The 17,463-nt window shown below is 73.0% G+C and carries 16 protein-coding genes and 1 pseudogene; 6 read left to right on the top strand and 11 right to left on the bottom strand.

Annotated elements, in window-relative coordinates; translation table 11 throughout:
• Positions 1-159 precede the first annotated feature (159 nt).
• Positions 160-1,278, top strand: coding sequence for a phosphoserine transaminase (gene serC / locus ACIHCL_RS05720; protein WP_399857312.1), 1,119 nt, complete (start codon positions 160-162; stop codon positions 1,276-1,278).
• 487 nt (positions 1,279-1,765) lie between these two features.
• Here the strand turns inward: serC and ACIHCL_RS05715 are convergent, their stop codons facing one another.
• The 3 genes from ACIHCL_RS05715 to ACIHCL_RS05705 form a co-directional block, all read right to left on the bottom strand.
• Positions 1,766-2,164, bottom strand: coding sequence for a DUF4259 domain-containing protein (locus tag ACIHCL_RS05715; RefSeq protein WP_399857310.1), 399 nt, complete (start codon positions 2,162-2,164; stop codon positions 1,766-1,768).
• A gap of 139 nt (positions 2,165-2,303) precedes the next feature.
• Positions 2,304-3,131, bottom strand: a complete 828-nt coding sequence (locus ACIHCL_RS05710; RefSeq protein ID WP_399857308.1) for an ABC transporter permease — start codon at positions 3,129-3,131, stop codon at positions 2,304-2,306.
• The gene (locus ACIHCL_RS05705) at positions 3,128-3,361 is read right to left on the bottom strand and encodes a hypothetical protein (protein WP_399857306.1); all 234 of its coding nucleotides are present in this window, start codon (positions 3,359-3,361) and stop codon (positions 3,128-3,130) included. The genes ACIHCL_RS05710 and ACIHCL_RS05705 overlap by 4 nt, the downstream gene beginning before the upstream one ends.
• Between ACIHCL_RS05705 and ACIHCL_RS05700 the strand changes: the two genes are divergently transcribed.
• A complete protein-coding gene (locus ACIHCL_RS05700; protein WP_399857304.1) occupies positions 3,356-3,709 on the top strand; it encodes a TetR/AcrR family transcriptional regulator C-terminal domain-containing protein in 354 nt (117 codons plus the stop codon). The genes ACIHCL_RS05705 and ACIHCL_RS05700 overlap by 6 nt on opposite strands.
• Positions 3,710-3,792: 83 nt before the next feature.
• Here the strand turns inward: ACIHCL_RS05700 and ACIHCL_RS05695 are convergent, their stop codons facing one another.
• Positions 3,793-4,794, bottom strand: a complete 1,002-nt coding sequence (locus ACIHCL_RS05695; RefSeq protein WP_399857303.1) for a WD40 repeat domain-containing protein — start codon at positions 4,792-4,794, stop codon at positions 3,793-3,795.
• A gap of 68 nt (positions 4,795-4,862) precedes the next feature.
• Here ACIHCL_RS05695 and ACIHCL_RS05690 point away from each other — a divergent pair, with 68 nt between their 5' ends.
• Positions 4,863-5,549, top strand: a complete 687-nt coding sequence (locus ACIHCL_RS05690; RefSeq protein WP_399857301.1) for a GDSL-type esterase/lipase family protein — start codon at positions 4,863-4,865, stop codon at positions 5,547-5,549.
• Positions 5,550-5,606: 57 nt separating this feature from the next.
• On the opposite strand, the gene ACIHCL_RS05685 is transcribed toward ACIHCL_RS05690, so the two are convergent.
• Together ACIHCL_RS05685 and ACIHCL_RS05680 are read right to left on the bottom strand one after the other, a co-directional pair.
• Positions 5,607-6,191 carry a helix-turn-helix domain-containing protein gene (locus tag ACIHCL_RS05685; protein ID WP_399858015.1) on the bottom strand — a complete coding sequence of 195 codons (585 nt, stop codon included), beginning with the start codon at positions 6,189-6,191 and terminating at the stop codon, positions 5,607-5,609.
• A gap of 169 nt (positions 6,192-6,360) precedes the next feature.
• On the bottom strand, positions 6,361-6,999 hold the full coding sequence (locus tag ACIHCL_RS05680) for a TetR/AcrR family transcriptional regulator (RefSeq protein ID WP_399857299.1): 639 nt from the start codon (positions 6,997-6,999) through the stop codon (positions 6,361-6,363).
• A gap of 603 nt (positions 7,000-7,602) precedes the next feature.
• Between ACIHCL_RS05680 and ACIHCL_RS05675 the strand changes: the two are divergent.
• A pseudogene (locus ACIHCL_RS05675) lies at positions 7,603-7,743 on the top strand (SAM-dependent methyltransferase); the annotation flags it as partial.
• A 123-nt stretch (positions 7,744-7,866) separates the two neighbouring features.
• Here ACIHCL_RS05675 and ACIHCL_RS05670 read toward each other — a convergent pair.
• The 4 genes from ACIHCL_RS05670 to ACIHCL_RS05655 all read right to left on the bottom strand — a co-directional run bounded on the left by ACIHCL_RS05670 (position 7,867) and on the right by ACIHCL_RS05655 (position 12,638).
• Positions 7,867-8,472, bottom strand: a complete 606-nt coding sequence (locus tag ACIHCL_RS05670) for a cysteine hydrolase family protein (protein WP_399857297.1) — start codon at positions 8,470-8,472, stop codon at positions 7,867-7,869.
• A gap of 104 nt (positions 8,473-8,576) precedes the next feature.
• Positions 8,577-10,793, bottom strand: coding sequence for a protein kinase (locus ACIHCL_RS05665; protein ID WP_399857296.1), 2,217 nt, complete (start codon positions 10,791-10,793; stop codon positions 8,577-8,579).
• A 106-nt stretch (positions 10,794-10,899) separates the two neighbouring features.
• A complete protein-coding gene (locus ACIHCL_RS05660; RefSeq protein WP_399857294.1) occupies positions 10,900-11,805 on the bottom strand; it encodes a GNAT family N-acetyltransferase in 906 nt (301 codons plus the stop codon).
• A gap of 290 nt (positions 11,806-12,095) precedes the next feature.
• Entirely contained in the window at positions 12,096-12,638 is a 543-nt protein-coding gene (locus tag ACIHCL_RS05655; RefSeq protein WP_399857292.1) for a hypothetical protein, read from the bottom strand.
• Positions 12,639-12,705: 67 nt separating this feature from the next.
• Between ACIHCL_RS05655 and pip the strand changes: the two genes are divergently transcribed.
• Together pip and ACIHCL_RS05645 are read left to right on the top strand one after the other, a co-directional pair.
• Positions 12,706-13,686, top strand: coding sequence for a prolyl aminopeptidase (gene pip / locus ACIHCL_RS05650; protein WP_399857290.1), 981 nt, complete (start codon positions 12,706-12,708; stop codon positions 13,684-13,686).
• A 380-nt stretch (positions 13,687-14,066) separates the two neighbouring features.
• Positions 14,067-16,352 carry an N-acetylmuramoyl-L-alanine amidase gene (locus tag ACIHCL_RS05645; RefSeq protein ID WP_399857289.1) on the top strand — a complete coding sequence of 762 codons (2,286 nt, stop codon included), beginning with the start codon at positions 14,067-14,069 and terminating at the stop codon, positions 16,350-16,352.
• 295 nt (positions 16,353-16,647) lie between these two features.
• Here the strand turns inward: ACIHCL_RS05645 and thpR are convergent, their stop codons facing one another.
• The gene (gene thpR, locus ACIHCL_RS05640; RefSeq protein WP_399857287.1) at positions 16,648-17,223 is read right to left on the bottom strand and encodes an RNA 2',3'-cyclic phosphodiesterase; all 576 of its coding nucleotides are present in this window, start codon (positions 17,221-17,223) and stop codon (positions 16,648-16,650) included.
• Between the last annotated feature and the right edge of the window lie 240 nt (positions 17,224-17,463).

Raw genomic sequence — 17,463 nt, 5'->3', positions numbered from 1 at the left:
GTCCTCGTACCGGCCCCGCACCCGCCCGCTTACCGGTGCAGCACACGGGGAATCCGCGCGTCCGGCGGCCCGCACGACGGTGGTCCACGCCCCGGAGCGGGTGTCTCATCCGACGGACACGGCCATCGGCGCCGTCCACGAGGTACTACGCTCCGGTTCGTGGCCGATATCCAGATTCCCACTGACATCAAGCCCGCCGACGGACGCTTCGGCGCCGGTCCCTCCAAGGTGCGGACGGAGGCGCTCGACGCCCTGGCCGCCACCGGTACGTCCCTGCTCGGCACCTCGCACCGCCAGGCCCCGGTCAAGAACCTGGTCGGCTCGGTCCGTCAGGGTGTGCGCGACCTCTTCTCCCTCCCCGAGGGCTACGAGGTGATCCTGGGCAACGGCGGCTCCACCGCCTTCTGGGACATCGCGACGCACGGACTCATCGAGAACAAGTCCCAACACCTGACCTTCGGCGAGTTCTCCTCGAAGTTCGCGAAGGCCGCCAAGCTCGCCCCGTGGCTGGCCGACCCGTCCGTGATCGCCTCCGACCCGGGCACCCACCCGGAGCCGCGCGCCGAGGAGGGCGTGGACGTGTACGCGTTCACGCACAACGAGACCTCGACCGGTGTCGCCGCGCCCGTCAAGCGCGTCGCGGGCGCCGACGAGGGCTCCCTGGTCCTGGTGGACGCCACCTCCGGAGCGGGCGGCCTGCCCGTCGACATCACCGAGTCGGACGTCTACTACTTCGCCCCGCAGAAGTCCTTCGCCTCCGAGGGCGGCCTGTGGATCGGTGTGTTCTCCCCGGCGGCCCTGGAGCGCGCCGCGCGCGTCCACGCGTCGGGCCGTCACATCCCCGAGTTCTTCTCGCTCCCCACGGCGATCGACAACTCCCTCAAGAACCAGACGTACAACACCCCGGCCCTGGCCACCCTCTTCCTCCTGAACGAGCAGCTGAACTGGCTGAACGGCCAGGGCGGCCTGGACTTCGCGACCGGCCGTACCGCCGCCTCGTCCCGGAACCTGTACGGCTGGGCCAAGGAGTCCAAGTACGCGACCCCGTTCGTCTCCGACCCCGCCAAGCGCTCGCAGGTCATCGGCACGATCGACTTCTCGGACGAGATCGACGCCTCGGCCGTCGCCAAGGCGCTGCGCGCCAACGGGATCGTCGACACCGAGCCGTACCGCAAGCTGGGCCGCAACCAGCTGCGCGTGGCGATGTTCCCGGCGATCGACCCGGCGGACGTCCAGGCGCTGACGGCCTGCATCGACTACGTCATCGAGAAGCTGTAACGGGCACCCGCCCGTAGCCCCTCGACCGGCAAAGGTCCCGCGCACCCGGCGTGCGCGGGACCTTTGCCGGTCCCCCGTCCGGGTAGCGGGGCGCTTCCCCGCACGGCTCAGGTGCCCAGTACATCCATGAGGTGGTCGTCCAGTTCGGCGACGACGTTCTCCCGACGCCACGGCTGAAGTCCCGCCGGAATCCGCTGCCCGACGGATCGCCACCGCCCTGGTTCTCGATGTCGTACCACGCGAGACCCAGCGCCGCTTGTGACGGGCGCTTCAGCCCTGCCCGCGCGGCCGGCTCGGCTTGCAGCGCGTGCGCCCGCGCCCGGATCCTCGGGCCCTCTCCGTTGCGGGCCGCACGCACGGCCCGCTCCACGGGCAGCGGCGCGTCCGCCAGATCGGGCGACGACGAACCCAGCCGCCCCCGCGCCCGATCGCCCGTCGGCCCCGATCCCCCACCGGGCCACGGTCCCCCGTCAGGCATCGGGCATGCTCAAGCTCCAGCCGCGCCCAGCACCTCCCGGAGCCGGACGATGCCCGCCGTCCATGTCTCGTCGCCCTCCCACAGCTCGCGCATCTCCGAGTTCTCGCCGAGCACTGCGTCGAGGGCCTTCACCGCGAGCGGGCGCAGGTCCGTCGGGAGCGCGGGCAGCGGCTCCTTCGGGCCGTAGGCGGTGGTCACCGGCTCCCCGCCGGGGCACTGCGATCCGATCAGCGCCGCCGACGCGACCGCTTCCGCCGCCTCGTCGCTGTCCAGGAAGTCCGCCGCGATGGCGAGTTCCAGGGCCTGGCGGATCAGCGCCGGCCGCTCGGCCTCGGGAGCGTCGTCCAGACGGCCCGAGAAGTCCGCTGCGGAGTCGTTGTCGAAGTGACCGGTGTCCCAGGTGCCCATGGCGGTGTCCCCTCAGTGCGAAACAACGTCGGCTCGGTGCGAGACAACGCTCGCCGGTGCGCTCCACCGGCGAGCGCCATCCTCACACCCGCCACTGACAACGGCCCCCCGCGATACAGCGGCACCGCGGCTCAGCACCTCAGCGGCTCAGCCGCTGGAAGCGCCGTACCGCCAGGGGCAGGAACACCGCGGTCAGCACCAGCGGCCACACCACCGCCATCAGCGGGGCGTGTTCCTCGACCCAGGTGCCGCCGCTCGCCACCGGGTTGCCGAAGAGTGCGCGCGTCGCCGTGACCGTGGACGAGATCGGGTTCCAGGCGGCGACGGTGCCCAGCCAGCCCGGCATCAGGGACGGTGCGACGAGCGCACTGGAGATCATCGTGACCGGGAACGCGATCGCGTACAGCCCACCCGCCGACTCCGGGTCCGGGACCAGCAGCCCGAGCCATACACCGACCCAGATCAGACTGAACCTGAGCAGCAGGAGCAGTCCGAACGCGCCCACGGCCGCCATCGGTCCGTCGCCCGCGCGCCAGCCGATCGCCAGCGCGGTCGCCACGAGGATCGCCAGTTCGGCGGCGGCGACCACCAGATCGGCGAGACCGCGTCCGGCACAGACCGCGGACGGTGCCATCGGCATGGAACGGAACCGGTCCACCACCCCCTTCCCTACGTCCGTCACCATGGCCACGGCAGTGTTCATGAAGCCCAGGGCCATGGTCATGGCGAACATGCCCGGCATCAGGAACTCCCGGTAGTCGCCCCCGCCGGGAACCTTCATGGCACTGCCGAAGACGTACCCGTACAGCAGCACGGAGAGGATCGGGAAGCCCAACTGCCAGACGATGGCGAGTGGTTGGCGCCGGTAGTGGGTGAGGGAGCGCCGGGCCACGTTCCAGCTGTCCGCCAGCGCCCAGTGGAGCCGGCCACGCGCGGGTCCCCACACCCGCGGTTCGACGACGGTCACGCCGCCACCTCCTCCTTCTCCGTGGTGCCGGTACGGCGTCCGGCCCGCGGGCCGGACGCCGGGCCTTCGGACACCGGGCCTTCGGACGCCGGGCTTCCGGTCAGGGCGAGGAACACGTCGTCGAGGGTCGGACGACGCAGCCCGATGTCCTCGGCCGCGATGCCCGCGTCCTGAAGGGCCCTCACGACTTCGGTGAGAGCGGCGACCCGGTCGAGAACCCCGGCGTGCACCCGGCGGTGCGCTTCGTCGAGGACGACGGGGCCGGTACCGGCGGCCCGTTGGGTCTGGCCGACGCCGAGCTGATCTCCACGATCATCGCGGTCAACAGTTTCGTGGAGGGCATCGCCCGCGCCCAGCTCCACACCTCCGAGGTCGTGCGGGAGACCGGTCTGAGCAACGACGACTTCTGGGAGAACCAGCGCCCCTACCTGGAGCGGGCCATGCTGAGCGGCGACTACCCGCTGATGGCGGCACTCTCCGATGACGCGTTCGGCTACGGGACCGACCACTTCGCGTTCGGTCTGCAACGGCTGATCGACGGCTTCGAAGTGCTCGTCGAGCGCCGGGCCGGGGGATGAGCCGGGCCGCCGCCCCGAAGGTCAGCCCCGGCCCCGCCACCACTCCGGGAGATCAGCCCCGGCCCGGCCACCCCTGCATGCGGTCAGCCCCGGCCCTTGCGCCGCTTCATGAGGAAGAACGCGGCCACGGCCGCCACCACCAGTACCCCGCTCAAGCCCACTCCCCCGGTGCCGCCGACGCCGTCCCCGGCGTCCCCGGCGGACGCCGAGGAGTCCCCGCCCCGGGGCCCGCTCCCTCCGCGGCCGGTGTCCTTCTCCAGGTCCACCCGCACCACCTCGCTGCGCTCCCCCTCCGAGCCGAACATCAGCGCCGAGCCGTCCGCCGTGTACGTCACGGACTCGGCCTGCCGCTGGAACGGCGCCCGGACGGCACGGTCGTCGCCGAGCCTGCCGTTCCGGAAGACGTACACGCGGGCGCTGAAGTACGAGCGCAGCACCAGTTCCCCACCGTCCGGCGAGAACGCCCCGTCCGTCACCCACGGCACCTCGCCCACCCGCCGGAACACGTTGACGGCGCCGGTGGTGAGCCGGGCCGGGCCCTCGTACAACCCGCCGCCGTTCTCGTTCTTCGACGCGATGTAGACCCGTCCGGTCCCGGGATGGACCATCAGCGCCTCGGCGTCGCGCGGCCCGTCCGCGTACTTCACGTCGAACTGGGTGGCGCGGACCGTGGCGTCCTTCAGCTCCTTCGGCTCGGGGAAGCGGTAGATCCAGACGTGGTCCCAGCTGCCGTTCAGGTTGTCGCCGATGTCCGCCACGTACAGATTGCCGTCGGGCCCCAGCGAGATGGCCTCCACATCGCGCGGCCGACCCACTCCGCTCATGGTGATCGTCGCGACCGTCCTGCCGGTGCGGGAGTCGACGGCGTAGACGTATGGCCCGTCGTCGCTGTCGTTGTGCGTCCAGTAGACCCCCGGGTGGGCCCGGCTGGCGGCGAGACCACTGGACTCGATGATCCGGGGGTCCTCGATCGTGAAGGTCCGGTCGGCCCCGTCGCCGGACTCGGCGGCCGTCGCGGCGGCCGGGGACACCCCGGTGAACAGCAGCAGTGCGGCGGCTCCGGACACAGTCAGGTACGAACGCATACCGCAAGTGTCCATCGTCACGTCGGTGCCGGAGGCCCGTTCCCGGGTGATCCGCGATGATGGCCTCCATGCGTTTCACGTTTGTCGGCGACTCCATGACGATCGGCCGCGTCGGCGACGTCACCTGGCGGTACCGCATGTGGCGGCACCTCTCGGCCACCCTCGGCGCCCCGTTCGAGATCGTCGGCCCGCGGAGCGCGCTGTACGACCCGGAGGCGGACGCCGCCGTCAGCCACGCGTACGGGGCGCCGGACTTCCCCGCCGAGGCACGCACCCACCTGGCCGGCTGGGGCGAGGGCTGGCTGCACATGGCCCCGCTGATCGCCGACGCCGTCACCGCGCACCGCACGGACGTACTGCTCGTGTCCTTGGGGCTGATCGACCTCGGTTTCTACACCGACAGCCACCAAACCGCCCTGAACGCAAGGGAGTTCATCGCCACCGCTCGCACCGCGAACCCACGCGTGAAGATGGTGCTGCTGCCCGTGATACCGAACATCCGGGCCGAGTCGGACGCCCCGTTCGCCGCCGAGTGCGACCGCTTCAACGAACTCCTGGCCAAGGCCGTGGCCGACCTCGACGACCCGCTGTCCCCGATCCTGCTGGCCTCCCGCCCCGAGGGGTACGCCGTCCAGCGCGACACCTACGACGGAACGCACCCCGGTCCCACCGGCGAGCACCGGCTGGCGGCCGCGTTCGCCGACGCGATGCACCAGGCGTGGGGAATCGGCGGCCCGTACACGGCCCGCCCGTAGCCTCTTCGGGCCCCTGGCGGCTCCGTCCGCTCGCGAGCCCGTCCGCTCCGGCCCCGGTCAGGCGTCCGGCCGTCCCGTCGGCCGGGCCCGTACGTGCATCCGCTCGCCCTGCGGTCCGAACAGGCTGAGGAATTCGACGGGTTCGGGCCCGGCGCTGGCCCACGCGTGCGGGGTGCGGGTGTCGAACTCGGCGACCTCGCCGGCCGCGAGCACCAGATCGTGCTCGCCCAGCACCAGCCGCAGCCGCCCCGCCAGGACGTACACCCACTCGTACCCCTCGTGCACCCGTTGCTCCAGCCATCCCGTCGCGCCGCGCCCGCCGGGCAGGATCTGCTTGTACGCGTGCACCCCGCCGAGGTGCCGGGTCAGTGGCACAAAGGTCATGCCGTCCCGGGTGAAGGGGCGGAAGCGGAGGCGGGGATCACCGGTGGGCGGGGCGCCGACGAGTTCGTCGAGCGGAACCCCGTACGCCTTGGCCAGCGGCAGCAGCAGTTCGAGGGTGGGCTTGCGGCCGCCCGACTCCAGTCGCGAGAGCGTGCTGGAGGAGATGCCGGTGGTCTCGCTGAGCTGCGCCAGGGTCGTGCCGCGCTCCTGACGCAGGGCCCGCAGCCGAGGCCCGACGCCGGTCAGGACGGCCGCCATGTCGTCGTCCGCGCGCGCCTCGCGGTCCTTCGCGCGCCCGCCGTGCTCCCGGTGGCTCCCGGGCCTGTGCCGCGCACCGCGCATCCGGTGCTCTCCGTCGTCCGCCATCCGCCCATTATTCGCCGGAACGGCGTCCGGTGGCCGGGCGGCAGTCCGGCGGGCCGCCGCGTCAGCAGGGCACGATCATGGCCAGCGAGAGCCTGGTCAGCTCGTCGGTCAGCCACACGGCGTCGACCTGGCGGGGGCGGCGTCCGTGGTGCGCCATGAGTTCGTCCACGGCGTGGTTCAGCACCGTGACGGTCACGGTGTGGTCGCTCGGCACCGCTTCGCCCCGGCGCACGGCGCGCTCCGCCTCGGAGGTGAGGAATTCGATCCACATGGCCCGCCAGGTGGCGAGGTGGTTGTCCACCTCCCGGCTCACCCCGAGCACTTCGACGAACGCCACCCGGGCCGCGCAGGGGTCCTCGGTGACCGCCTTCACATAGGCGTCGAAGAGCAGCCGGACCCGTTCCCGGGTCGGGCAGTCCTCCATCCCCTCGGCCATCAGGGCGTTCTCGGCGGCGCGCAGTCCGTGGGTGGCGACCTCGTCGTAGATCGCCATGAGGAGCACCTCGCGCGAGACGAACTCCTGCTGGAAGAGGTGGACGGGCACCCTCGCCTGCTCGCACAGGTCCTCGACGCTCGTGTTCGCGTACCCGTACGCGGCGAACAACTGACGCCCGGCCCGCAGAAGCCGGTCCCGGGCCTCCTGGCCCTCCGCCGTCTGCCCGGCCGCTCCGTTCCGCTGGCTCGCCACGGCACCCACCATCGGTCCTCCTTCGTCGTCCGTACCGCCGGCCCCCACTCTTCCTGCTCGTCCCCGCCGGTGGTGTCTCCGCCACGCAGGGGGCGCGCGTGGGGCAGCACCTCATCAAGTCCGATCGCCCGACGATCCGTTGCCGCCACGGCACCGGATTCCCGGCCCGGAGGGTCCGCTCGTCCGCACCGCGGCCCGCACCCGTCCGACGCGGGCGCCGCTCGCACGACGGGCTTCCGCGACCGTGACTCTATCGACACTCTGAGTCACGAAGGAGTCCAATCGCATATCCATCGGGGGCGCGACGGCGCCCGGACTGGGAGCTTCCGGTCACCCGGGCGCCCTCTTCCGGCCCGGCGCTCGGACGGAGCGTGAAGACGCGCGGGGCGCCGCCGGAAAGACACCGTCCGACGTCGCCGAAACACCACCACTCAGGCGCCTCCGCGCACGCGGCGACGCCCGAGACGGACCGGGTCCGACACCGGCTTCTCGCCCCGCCCCGGAGGGTCGGCCGAGGCCGTGGCACGGCCTCGGCCCTTCTCCCCCGCGCCGCGCTCCCGCGCCTGACGCGCCTACGATTCCCCCTTCCGTGCAAGGGAAGGGAACGGCAACCGCATGGATCGGAACATTCGCACGACGGACGATGTACTCGGGCTGTTTGACGACTTGGCCTCGCCCTCGCCGGAGGCCGACCGGTGGACGGCCGGCGCGGCCTCGTGGTGGGACGGCTTCTGCACGGACCGGACGAGGCCCTTGGACGGCCCTGTTCCGGCGGGGGCCCCGGCCTGACGGACACGCAGGCGCCGACCGGCCCGGACGGGCCCTGGTCCGGAGCCGTACGGTCCCGCGGTCGGCTCCCCGCGGACGCGGCTCCCCGCGTCACCCGGCGGGCGAGGGGCCTGCGCCGGGATGTGCGGGCGGGGGCGCGAAGATGACGTCCCCGGCGCGCGCGACGACCTCCACTTCGCTGCCGAGCGCCCATTCCGCCACCCGCGAGACCGCCGCGGCCGGGATGGCGTCGCTGATCCCGGGTGCCGCCGGGATGTCGTGCGTCGCGTGGGCGTCGTGCGGCATGACGACCCGGTATCCCCGGGCCAGGGCCGTCCGCGCGGTGGCCTGGACACACATCTCGGACATCACCCCGCAGACGGCGAGGGACCGCACGCCCGAACCGGCCAACAGCTCGCCCAGCGGGGTCTCGTGGAAGCCGTCGTCCTCGGTCTTGCGGACGACGGCCTCCAGCGGGCCGGGCTCGACGGCATGGTGGAGTTCCCAGCCGGGGGTGCCGGGCTCGTCGCGCGCTCCGGGCCTCCCGTCGTTCTGGATGTGCACGACGAGTGCCCCGCCGAGGCGTGCCCGTGCGATCAGGTCTCCCGTGCGGTCCACGAGCCGGCCGGTGTCGGGCACCGCCCTGTCGCCCGAGACGGCGTCCGACTGGACGTCCACGACGAGCAGGGCCTCAACCGGGGGTATGGGAACGGTCATTCGACCATCTTGGCCGTCGGTGTCCTCCCTCTCCACCGGTTTCGGCGCCGCCCGGCCCGGCAAGATCCGCCCCGCGCCCTCCGTCTCCCGCCGCCCGTATCCCGTCAGCGTTTCGGGCATTCGTCCAGGGACGGTCGGTTCGGCGCAGCCGCCTGATCCATCAGCGGGTACAGGTGCTGCTGGTAGAGCCGCTCCCACGTTCCGTCCGCCATGACCTTCTCCAGGGCGGCGCACACCTCGCCCTTCAGCTCCTTCTCCTCGGGCTTCATCGCGACGCCGTAGCCCTCCGCCCCCCAACTGCTCGGGAGCCGCTTGAGCCGGACCGGGTCCTTCTTGGCGAATCCGGCGATGATGACGTCGTCGGTGCTCACCGCGTAGACCTCGGACGCCGGATTCAGCAGGCGCTGCACGCACTCCTCGTATCCGTTCGGGCGCGATGCCGTCACGTTGTACTTCTCCGCCGCGAGCCAGTCCACATACGTCGATCCTCGGGCGGTGCACACCTCCAGGCGGTCGCGGATCAGATCGCTGGAGTCCTCGACCTTGTGCAGTTTCGACTTCCGGTTCACCAGGAAGCTCCGGTTCGCCACGAAGTACGGCCCGGCGAAGGCGACGCTGTACTCCGGTGGCTTCGCGTTCTTCCGCTCGTCGGTGATGCTGTACGTGGCGATGACCAGGTCCACCGCCCCGCTCTTCAGCAGGCTGCTCCGGTTCTCGGTGCTCACGGGCCGGAACTCGACCGCTTCCGGGGCGTACCCCATGGCCCGCGCGATCGCGCGGGCCAGGTCGACCTCGTAGCCCCGGTACACCCCCTTCGCCGTCCTCTCGCTGAGGCCGGGCTGATCCGCCTTGACCCCGACCTTCAGGGTCCGGTGCGTCGCCCGGTACTTCTGCGGCTGCGCGCCCTTGCCCTCCGTCGTACGTGCGTCCGTCTTGCCGCCCTGCTGGGAGCGGTTCACCACGTACCAGCCGAGGCCGCCCAGCAGGGCGGCACACAGCACGGCGGCCAGGGCCCCGCGCCACCTGCGGCCCCGGCCCCGGTCCGGGCCGCGCCCCTCCGGCATCCGGGAATCCTCCGCCGTCCGGGAATCTTCCGGGGGCGGTCCCGGCGGCGGTCCCTGCGGCACCTGGTGCGGGGACGGCGGCGACAACGGATCCTGCGACGGCGGTTCCGGGTTCCCGGCCGATGACGCGGGATCCTGCGACGGCGACACCGGGTCCGGGGCCGACGGCGCGGAGTCCGGGGCCGACGGAGCGAGGCCGGGCGGGCGGGCCGGGGAGATGCCGAGCGTGGACGCCCTCGGCGCCGGGGTCTTGTGAACGACCCCTCGGAGCATCTCCTCCGCCTCCGCCGAGGAAAGGCGCTGCCGGGGGTTCTTGCGCAGCAGTTCCCCGACGACCGGTGCCAACGGTCCGCCGTACGTCATGGGCGGCACCGGCGAGTCGCGCACGGCGATCAGGAACTCCACCAGGGACAGCCCGTCGAAGGGGGTCCTGCCCTCGACCATCTCGTACAGCGTGATGCCCAGGGCCCACAGGTCGGACGCGGGTGTCGCGGGCTGCGGCCGACCCGATGCGTGGTCGAACAACTCGGGCGCGAGGTACTTCACCGTCCCGACCAGTTCCCCCGACAGGGTGACCGGCACGGCCCCGTCGAAGGTCGCGATCCCGAAGTCGGCGAGGATCGCGAACTCGTCCGGCCGGAACAGGACGTTGTGCGGCTTGACGTCCCGGTGGACGACCCCCGCGTCGTGGACCGCCCGCAGCCCGCGCAGGACCTGAAGACCGATCCTGGCCGTCCGCACCACCGTGAGCTGCTGCTCCACATGCAGCAGATCGGCCAGCGAGTGGGCGTTGAGCAGTTCCATCACGATCCAGACCTGGCTGTCGGTCTCGACCCGGTCGTGCACCGCCACCACGTTCTGGTGCTTGATCCGCGCGATGGCCTCCGCCTCGCGCCGCGCCCGCTTCATGAGCTGCGCCTGCTTGTCCGTGCCGACGGCACCGCGGTCGAGCAGCCCCTTCACCGCCACCTTGCGGTTCAGGCGCGTGTCGAGGGCCTCCCAGACCTCGCCCATCCCGCCGTGCCCGAGCCGACGCAGCAACTGGTAACGCGCGTCGATCACTTCTAAGGACGCGGTCACCGTCTCCGGCGGCGCCTGGGCATCCGGCACGTCCTCGCGCGGCTCGCCGCCCTCCCAGGCGTGTCCGGCCCCGTGGCCACGGCCGTCCGGCCGGGTGGCGTCGTCGGGCCGGCCGTCGAAGCCGCCGCCGTGCCGTCCGTCGCCCGTACCGCGATCCGCCGTGCCGTCGCTGTGCATGCGACCCCCTGTGCGTTCCTTGGATCAACCGCGCCTCAGAGTAGAGGCATCGTCATATACGCGCAGTCGCACCGGACTTGGGGTCCGGCCGATGTCGTCCGGAACCTCAGCGCACGGTCCAGATCCAGCCCAGCGGGGTGAGTCCCAGCCGCCGGGCGACCGACCGCGAGGCGTGGTTGTCGGCGGAGGTGCTGTAGAACAGCACCCCCTTGTTGCGGCGTTCGCGTCCGGCCCAGGCGGCCACGACGGCCGGGGCGAGGCGGCGGCCCCGGTGATCGGCACGGGTCCAGATGCCCGCCTCCGCCGCCGCGGCGTTCGTCGCGGGCGAGAAGCAGATCGAGACGGGCTCACGACCGTCCACGGCCATCGCCCACTCCCCCATCCGCCCGCCGATCAGCTCCTCCCACTCCCCCGGCTGCCAGTTGCCGGGGCGGATCCACCGCCGCGCCGTGTCCCGCCCCTCGGCGTCGGACACCACGACGGGCAGCGGGGACGGGTCCGGGGCCCGGACGTCCACCGGGAACACGAAGCACGGGCCGCCCGCCACGGTCGCGCCCGGGCGCACCCGGCGCGGGCCGGGTGTCACGGCCGCGCCCGCGCCGGACGCTCCCGTGACGACCGTTCCGGTGCGGGTCGCTCCCCTGGCTGCCGCTTCCGCACCCGGTGTGCCCCTACCCGGTGTTCCCGTACCCGCTGTTTCCGGACCCGCTGTTTCCGGATCGAGTGCCTCCGTACCGTCGAGCGCCGCGACCAGGCGGACGAGCGCTGCGGGCGGCTCGCCGGGGCGGTACGCCTCCTCCCGGCCCGCGCCCGCCCACACGGCGAGTGCCGCGTCCCTGGCCCGGGTGCCGACGTCCGCCCCGAGGGCCAGCAGCCGTGCCCGGGGCGACCACGCCCACACCGCCCGCAGCGCGGGGTCCTTCACGAGGACCGGCGGTCCGTCACCGGTGAGGTCGAGCCCGTGGATCGCGTCCACTTCGGCGGTGAGCAGTCGCTCCTCGTCCCAGTTCATGCCGTCCACTCTTCCCCGCCCGTACCACCGGAACAAGCCCGTGCCGCGGCCCTCCGCAGGGAGTCACGGCCCCTCCGCCGGGACCGCGGCCCCGGCAGGCGCGACGAGGGCGCGTCACCGGGGCAGACACACGGTCACGCGCGCGGTGAACGGTGTACGGCGCCGCCGATGGTGGGCGTCCGGGCGCGCGCAGGCGGGCTGACGGGTTGTCCGGCAGGAGCCCGCGCGGCCGGCCCCGCACGCCCCGACCGGTCGGCGGACCGCGGTCGGCGCCCGGCCCGCCCGGTGGATCAGCCGTCCGCGAACCGCTCCCCGCACCGGCTGCAGAACACCGGCTCCGGGTCCGCCGAGAGCCGACCGCACGCGGGGCAGACCAGGTCCAGCATGCAGGGCGCCTCGCCGCCCCGGTACCCGGCCGAAGACGCGGCGGACGCCCCGGCCGAAGGCACCTCGAAGGGCTCGGCCGAGGGCCTGGCCGGGGGTTTGATCGTGAGGCCGGGGCGTCGGCGGTGGACGGTCACATAGGCCAGGCCGTCCCGTCCCGCGACAAGCGCGCGGCGGGAGGTACGGGGCAGCCAGAGAACGGTGGTCGGTGCCAGATCCAGTGCCTCGCCCGCGACGACGGCCCGTCCGCCGCCCGCGACGACGACGAGAAGCACGTCCAGGACGTCCTCCTGGTGCTCGCCGACCTCGGCGCCCGCCGGCAGGCGTACCAGGTTGGCGTCCAGCTCCCGGCCCGGCTCGGCCAGTTGCCACAGCGCCCCGCGGGCGTCGGGCGCGGCGGCGGTCAACAGCTCGTCGAGTACGGCCAGTACCCGTGGTACGGAATTCACGGCCATCAGGCTACGCCCCGCCCTACGATGACCGCCTTTGCCCGCCGACCCGAGGAGCGACGACGCCATGGACCGCGAACCCGACGGGATGTACCCGCCGATCGAACCGTACGCGCACGGGATGCTCGATGTCGGGGAGGGCAACCATGTGTACTGGGAGGTGTGCGGCGACCCGGGCGGCAAGCCCGCGGTCGTCGTGCACGGCGGTCCCGGCTCGGGGTGCTCCGAGGGTGCCCGGCGGTATTTCGACCCGGACCGCTACCGCGTCGTCCTCTTCGACCAGCGGGGCTGTGGGCGTTCCACCCCGCACGCGAGCGACCCCGCCGCCGACATGCGGTACAACACGACCGCCCGGCTGGTCGACGACATGGAGCGGCTGCGCCGCCATCTCGGGATCGGCTCCTGGCTGCTGTACGGCGGGTCGTGGGGGTCGACGCTGATCCTCGCGTACGCCGAGCGGCACCCGGAGCGGGTCTCCGAGATCGTGATCCCGGCGGTCACGACGACCCGGCGTTCCGAGATCGACTGGCTGTACCGGGGCGCCGGACGGATCTTCCCGGAGGCGTGGGACCTGTTCCGGGCCGGGGTGCCGGAGGTCGAGGGGGACGCGACACCCGACGTCCTCGCCGCGTACGCCCGGCGCATGGAGAGCCCCGACCCCGGTGTGCGGGAGAAGGCGACCGCCGACTGGTGTGCCTGGGAGGACGCCGTGCTCTCGCTGGAGTCGTACACCGGGCCGTCCCCGTACAGCGGGCGCCCCGGTCGGGCGAAGCAGGCGCTGGTGCGGATCTGCTCGCACTACTTCTCCCACGGCGCCTGGCTGGAGGAGGGGCAGCTGATCCGGGACGCGGGGCGGCTGACGGGGATTCCTGGCGCGCTGGTGCACGGGCGGTTCGACCTGGGCGGGCCGCTCATCACGGCGTGGGAGCTGGCAAAGGCGTGGCCCGACGCGGACCTCACCGTGATAGACGGTGCGGGCCATCTGGGCGGCGCGGCGACGCGCCGGGCGGTGCTGGCGGCGCTGGACCGGTTCGCCGGGCGGCACTGATCGTCGCGCGGCCGGGCGCCCGGGGACGGTCCGCCGGACGGCGGTGACCGGCCGGGGCCCGCTCGCCGAGCGGTACCGACCATTCCGGACGGTTCGCCGAGCGGAGTTGATCACCCAGAGACGGTTCACCGAATGGTTTCGACCGCTTCGGAACGGTTCGCCGAGCGGTGAACGGACGCGGAATTCATCGTGTCCGGGGGCGGCAGGGGCGGGGGCAGGGGTCTGTTCGCCGGAACGGCATGGCAAGCTGTGTCCCCGCAACAAGCGCGCGACAGCACGCGACGGCACGCGTACCCCCCACTGGTCTCGTCATGAAGCCAGTGCTGTCGCCGGACACCACGCTGACGCGTCCATGTCCGACACCAACCGTGGGGTACGACTTGAGATCGAAGAAGAGAATCTGGCTCACGGCCGCCCTGGCCACCTCCGCCGTGGCGGGAGTCCTGGTCTTCGAGGGCGTGACGAACGATTCCCCGGTGGACACCGACGCCAAGTCCGGCGCGGCCGAGCCCGAGGTGCACGCCACCGTGCTGAAGGTCGCCGACGACGGCACCTCCGCCGCCCTCGGCAAGCGGGACACCGAGCCCTTCAGCATGCTGGGCGTCACCTGGACCGACCCGGCGGCGAGGGTCACCGGCACCGTGGAGGCGCGGACCCGGTCCGCCGCCGACGGGACCTGGACGTCCTGGATGCCTCTCGAAACCGATGTGACGGGACGTGCGGAGACCGGCCGGTCCGGTGTGCGCGGTGGCACCGAACCGCGCTGGGTCGGCCCGTCCGACGGCGTCGAAGTGCGGATCAACGCGGGCGGCAAGGTCTCCGCGAAGCTGCCCGCGGGGCTGCGGCTGGACACCGTGGACCCCGGCCGGGGCACGCTGAACGCGCAGCCCGCCGCCTTCGCGGCCGACCTGCCCTCGGCCGAGGACCCCTCGGCCACCCCGGCCGCCGAGCCGTCCGACCCGGTCACGCCCGAGCCGACCGTGCCCGGCGCCGGCCCGGACCCGTCCGGTGAGGCCACCCCGACCACCGCCCCGTCGCCCGGCACCTCCTCACCGGCCGGCCGAGAGCCCACCCCGACCGCGAGCGCCAGCCCCTCGCCGCCGGTGAGTTCGCCGCCGGCGCCGACGCTGCCGCCCGCCCCGCCGTCGGCCGTTCCGAAGCCGCCGATCGTCTCGCGCTCCGGCTGGGGCGCCGACGAGTCGATGAGCCCGGAGGAGCCGGAGTACCTGACCGACGTCAAGGCCGTCTTCGTCCACCACACCGCCGAGACGAACAACTACACCTGCGCCGACTCTGCGGCGATCGTGCGCGGCCTGTACGCGTACCACGTCAAGGCCAACGGCTGGAAGGACCTCGGCTACAACTTCGTGGTCGACAAGTGCGGCAAGGTCTTCGAGGGCCGCAAGGGCGGTGTCGACCGGCCGGTCCTCGGCGCGCACACCTACGGCTTCAACCGGGAGTCGGCCGGCATCGCCGTCATCGGCACCTACACGGACTCCGCCGCGCCCACCGCGGCCACCACGGCCGTGGCCCGGGTCGCCGCGTGGAAGCTCGGGCAGTACAAGGTCGACCCGGCGGGCACCACCAAGCTGACGGCCGGGGCGACCGGCGGCAACTTCGCGGGTACCAAGTTCGCCTCCGGCACGGCGTACACGTTCAACACCGTCTCCGGTCACCGCGACGGCTTCAACACCCAGTGCCCCGGCACCAAGCTGTACGGGCAGCTCCCCGCGATCCGCTCCCTCGCCGCGGGCCCCGTCACCGGGTTGACCGTCAAGTCCGTGACCGGCGCGGGCCTCTCGGGCACGACGTACTACACCAAGTCCGCCGTCACCGTCGGCTGGTCGGCGTCGACCCCGAGCGTGTTCGTCTCCAAGTACGAGCTGCTGGTCGACGGCAAGTCCGTGGCCACCACCGCGGGCACCGCCACCTCCGCCACGGCGACGCCGGCCGTCGGCACCCACACGGTCCAGGTCCGCGCGACCCACCAGTCCGGCAAGGTCACCACGTCCGCCGCGGTCACCGTGGTCGCCGACCAGACCGCCCCCACCTTCGCCACCAAGCCGAACCTGGCCCTGCGCACCGGCACCGTGAACACCGCCGCCGTGCCACTCACCCTCAAGTGGAAGGCCCAGGACGCCGCCGCGCTCAAGGAGGTCCGGCTCACCGCCCCGGTCGCCAAGACGTACGGGCCGACGACCGCCAGCGCCTCGCACACCGCCAAGTCCGCGGTCGCGACGAAGTGGTCCATGACCGCGTACGACCAGGCGGGCAACACCGCCGCCGCGTCGGTCTCCGGCACCCCGGTCATCCTCCAGGAGAGCGCGGGGACGAAGACCGGGACATGGACGACGAAGTCCTCGTCCAGCTACCTCGGCGGCAAGTCGTACTCCAGCTCGTCCAAGGGCGCCTCGCTGAGCTGGACGTTCACCGGCCGCTCGGCCGCCCTGGTCGTCTCCCGGGCCGCGAACTCCGGCCAGGTCCACGTCTACGTGGACGGTGTGAAGACGTCCACGGTGGATCTGAAGTCCAGCACCACCAAGTACCGCGACGCGCTGTGGACGAAGACCTGGTCCGGCAGTGCCAAGCACACCGTCAAGATCGTCGTCGTGGGCACCTCGGGCCGGCCGGCGATCACCACCGACGGGCTCGTCTACCTGAAGTAGCCGCGGCGGCGACCGCGGATGCGCGCCCGGTGAAGGCCGACCGCCGCCCCCGTCCCGCACGGCCGGGCCGGGGGCGGTACCGTACGGTCCGCGCCGGACGGCATCGCGCGAGGCCGGGCGGGGCGTACGCGACGGGCGGGCCGGGCCGTACGGACCACCGGCCGACGGGCGCGGCCACGGGCGTCACTGACCGACGGCGGACGCCACGGCCACGACAACGAACATCAGCACGAGCGCGGCCGCCATCACGCGGTTTCTGGTCTTCGGGTCCACCCCCCGAGGGTAACCGCCGCCGTCAGCGGCCCAGCGGCCAGGATGCGTGCACCTCGTACCGGGGCCGCTCGCCCGGTGCCCCGCCGCCCGGCAGGTTGCTGCGGACCAGGGCGACCTCGCCGACCTCCCACGGGGTGCCTTCGAAATCCGCCAGGGCCGCCACGTACGGGCGCAGGTCGGTGTCGGCGCCCCGGCTGCGGGCGAGGGTCAGGTGCGCGCTGTAGCGGCGGTGTTCGTCCATCGGGACGCCGGACCGGCGCGCGGCGGCGTCGGCGCGTTCGGCCAGCAGCCGCAGGGTGTCGATCCCGCCCGCCGCGCCCACCCACAGTGCCCGCCCGCCGAACCGCCCGCCGCCGTGGAGCCGCAGCGGGAAGGGTTCGGTGCGGTGGGCGGCCCGGGCCAGGCGGGAGTGGAGCTCGGGCAGCACCTCCTCGTCCACGTTCCCGAGGAAGGCGAGCGTGAAGTGCCAGCCGGCGCTCCCGGTCCAGCGGAGGCGGTCGGCGCCGGGGAGCGCCCGCAGCCGGGCGACGGCGCGGCTCAGTTCCCGGACGGCTGCGTCGGGTGGCAGAACGGCGACGAAGAGTCTGAGGCTGCTCATGGCCCGAGTGTCGCACCGTACCGGCGTGCCCCGGCCGTCCGTGCCGGTCGCGTTGTCCTACGCGACTGCCCGCGCCCCGTGGCGCGGACATCGGCCCCACCGACGCGCCGGTGGGGCTCGTGCTCCGCACCGGCGGCTTCCCCCATGCCTGACGCGCCCCGCACACCCGGCGGCCCCGACCGCAGTCACGGATCGGGGCCGTACACCCGTGAGGGACGGAGCCGTACCGCGCGCCTCGCG

It is taken from the genome of Streptomyces sp. NPDC052042, assembly GCF_044548345.1.
Classification (GTDB): domain Bacteria; phylum Actinomycetota; class Actinomycetes; order Streptomycetales; family Streptomycetaceae; genus Streptomyces.
The sequence above is the reverse complement of the archived record's forward strand: the minus strand, read 5'-3'. Positions and strand labels throughout refer to the sequence as shown.